Here is a 3,504-nt window from a genome sequence, read left to right as displayed (position 1 = left end):
GTTGCATCAAGCGCAGAAAAGCATATTTCAAGCATTGTATGGTATAACAGATGCCTGCTTTTGTAGTAACGGGCGAATGGCTGCATTAATAGCAGCCGCTACCCGAGATAGTGGACAAAAAAATAGTTGCATCGGCCTTTTTTCCAATATACCGGAGCCACATCAGGTTTTAAGTTGGGAACAAAAGCAACCCCGCTTAATTGTATTTGGTCATCCGGCAATGCGATTGCAGACGTATGAGGTATTCAGTCAACAGTTCAATGACTGGCTGCAATTGGGCATTACTGAACTAGTGGATATTGGTGTTTCAATGGATGCGGGAAAAATACCTAAGTTGCCTCTTGCTATAAAGGTTTTAGGGGTATTAACTCCTGAACAAATTAGTGCCGAGTTACAACAGTCTCGCTTTGGCGCTATGGTGTATCCCGATGCATTATTGGGGAAGTCGGGAGTATTGGCAGCCTATTTTTCGCATGGTATTTTTGTTTGGAATGGTTTTAAGCCATCACAGGCTAATGAAGATGGGTTAATAGCCTGTGAACATTATTGGTCGGTTCACAAGCCGATGAAGCAGGCGATAAGCCCGGAAAAAATTGCAGAACGGGGCTTAGCGTGGTATCGAACACGGAATTTTCAGCATCATATAGCGCATTATTTAGCAGTTTTATAAAAATGAATAACGAACTAACCGTTTCTGTCGTCATTCCAAATTACAATACCTGGGAGCTTGTTCAAAGAAATATTCAGGCCTTATTGCGGTATGATGAACCATGGATTGCCGAGATTATTGTGGTAGATGATGCATCACCAATACACAATCCCTATGATTTTCCGGAAAAAGTAAAGGTGTTACGAAATTTAGAAAATCAGCATTATACCAAAACAGTAAATCGTGGCTTACGGGCAGCAAAAGGAGAAATAGTGGTATTACTGGATTCGGATGCTTATCCGGTGCAATCATTTGTACAGGCATTGGTAAAGGAATACCGGCAGCAACCTGAATTGGGCTGTGTGGGTTTTAAAACAGTAGATGAAATGGGTAGGGATAGCGGCAATTTTATGACAGAGCCTTCCATTTGGAGTTTGGTAGCCGGGCAACAATTGCATAAGTACCTGGCACCCTATGATATTTTTCGGTCTAAACGGTTACTACCGTTTTCTTGTGCCGTTAGTTTTCGTAAAGCTTGTTTGGAAGCAATGAATTATTTGGATGAGGCATTTCGAGTGTTGGATGCCGATAATGATATTTCTATGCGCATTCATCGCAGCAATTGGAAATTGCAGTACAATCCGAACTATGTCATTTGTCATACAGGCGGCAACTCTATTCCACGCGATGGAAAAAGGGTACAGTTGTTTTATGAAAGCAGATGGAAATTATTAGAAAAACATGGAAAAATAAAGGCTAAGCGTTTGGTAGCTTTATTAATCATGGTAAGGCTTTGGGTAGAAGCTCAAATATTGTTCTTTAAACAGAAAAAAGGCAAAATTCCCATAAGCAAATGGCAAACCCGTAAATTTTTAGTCAACTACTTCAAAAAAATAATGACACATTCATTTTAGGTATTAACAAGTGTTAGTCTATTTTATCAACAATGAAAACTATTTATATGGATTTTAAAAAACCACAATTTTATTTTAACCCTAAAATGCTATTGAGAAGGCTTTTATGGAGGGGTAAAAGGCAATATACAACCACTAGTTTAGGATTCCGTATGCACATTAATCCTAATAAAGTAATGGGTAAATCTATTAGTCAATCGGGGGTATATGATTTGGTATTAACCGAGGTCCTGTTTAGGTTATGCCGACAGGCCAATTTGGTAATAGATATTGGCGCTAATATTGGATATACTGTTGGGGTTGCAGCTATGGCTATGAATGAAAAGGGTCGACTTTTTGCATTTGAACCCAACCCGGAAGTATTGCCTTATCTCAATGAAAATGTTCTTCAGCTTCCTCTTAAGGATATCCAAATTTTTGCCTGTGCCCTTTCTGATAGGATGGGAGAAGCTTTTTTGCAAATACCTCAAAGCACGGATAACGAAGGATTAGCGCACATAACCCCTACTAATGGTCCTGATGTACAAAAAGTTATTACTGAAACGCTCGATCATATACTATCAGATGTTGAATCAATAGATGTGATGAAAATGGATGTAGAAGGTCATGAGTGCTCAGTACTTATGGGTGGGAAAAAATTATTATCGGATAAAAAAATTAAACACATCATTTTCGAAGACCATGCATCTTACCCATCTGAAGTGGCTCAATGCTTGATGGATTATGGATACAGTATATTTCGGTTAGAAAAGGGTTGGTTTGGTGTACAATTAAAAGATCCAACTACTGCTCCAAAGTTTTCAGGTTGGGAGCCGGTGAATTATTTGGCTACTTCCGATGTGCAAACGGTAGATGCTATATTTACTAAAAAGGGATACCAGTGTTTACGGTGGGCTTAAAAAATTAGCTATAAAGTAAACATCTGCATCCTCATCTCTTTATTTTAAATCATCCCAAAAAATTATGATAAGACAAGGAACTTACAATAAACAGTTTATAATCATTGTAAAGGATAAAATCAAACAACTTTTATTTATTATTTCCTTTCAAAAATATCAAAAAAGAAAATGGCTAAAGCAAGCTAAAAGTATTGAAGAAAAATGGAATATTTGTAATGAGTTGTTAGGGGTGCATCAAAATAAATTTGAGATTATTTCTTTTGTAAAATTGCTGGAACAAGAGCAATTCATGCCGGAGGTACTCATGGAAATTGGCACGGCTAATGGCGGAAACAATTTGTTTTTAGCTTCTTGTTTACCTTCTGTTCAATTAGTTATTGGAATTGATTTGTACGTAAAAAATACTACACAAATTCATTTTTACTTAAAAGGCAAACGGGTGAATTGCATCAACGGAAGTTCTTATGATCCACTAATAATTGAAAAAGTAAAAAAAATTATACGTGGATATAACAAATGCTTAATCTTTATAGATGGAGACCACAGGTATGAGGGGGTGAAAGCAGATTACGAAGGGTATAAACAATTATTGGGTGATGAAACTTGTTTTGCATTTCATGATATTGTACCGGATAGTTTTATTCGCTATGGTGAAATATCAAATATGTGGGTAGGGGAAGTACCTTTTTTTTGGAATGATTTGAAAGCCCTTGAAAAAAATGCAATAGAGATTATTGAAGATACCGAACAAAATGGGTTAGGTATTGGAGTACTTTTACCACATTATACAAAAGGCTAATTCTTGAGGAAGTTCTTGATTATATTACTAACCAATGATGAAATTAAATGATTGAAATGAACAAAGTTGTGTCAATGGCCTTCCTTATTTCACAAAACCCTCAACGTAATGGGTAATCGCCGCTTAATCCAAACCTTTTTATTTTGTTTTTTCTTTACCACCTTAAGTGGGGTATTGCGCAAGTGGGTGTTTACCTCTACCACTGTGGGCAATCTTATTTTCGGGCTGCAATTGTTGTTGCCC

At 37.1% G+C, this 3,504-nt stretch carries 4 protein-coding genes; all 4 read left to right on the top strand.

Features of this window, described 5'->3' with window-relative positions:
* Nucleotides 1-670, top strand: a 670-nt coding sequence (locus tag ACP5P5_RS13520) for a hypothetical protein (RefSeq protein WP_428286642.1), incomplete at its 5' end; no start/stop codon positions are given.
* 2 nt (nucleotides 671-672) lie between these two features.
* Nucleotides 673-1,563, top strand: coding sequence for a glycosyltransferase family 2 protein (locus ACP5P5_RS13515; RefSeq protein WP_428286641.1), 891 nt, complete (start codon nucleotides 673-675; stop codon nucleotides 1,561-1,563).
* 47 nt (nucleotides 1,564-1,610) lie between these two features.
* The gene (locus tag ACP5P5_RS13510; protein WP_428286640.1) at nucleotides 1,611-2,462 is read left to right on the top strand and encodes an FkbM family methyltransferase; all 852 of its coding nucleotides are present in this window, start codon (nucleotides 1,611-1,613) and stop codon (nucleotides 2,460-2,462) included.
* 64 nt (nucleotides 2,463-2,526) lie between these two features.
* The gene (locus ACP5P5_RS13505; protein ID WP_428286639.1) at nucleotides 2,527-3,261 is read left to right on the top strand and encodes a CmcI family methyltransferase; all 735 of its coding nucleotides are present in this window, start codon (nucleotides 2,527-2,529) and stop codon (nucleotides 3,259-3,261) included.
* The last annotated feature ends 243 nt before the right edge of the window (nucleotides 3,262-3,504 follow it).

The organism is Hydrotalea sp. (genome assembly GCF_049968455.1).
Taxonomy (GTDB): Bacteria; Bacteroidota; Bacteroidia; order Chitinophagales; family Chitinophagaceae; genus Hydrotalea.
The sequence above is the reverse complement of the archived record's forward strand: the minus strand, read 5'-3'. Positions and strand labels throughout refer to the sequence as shown.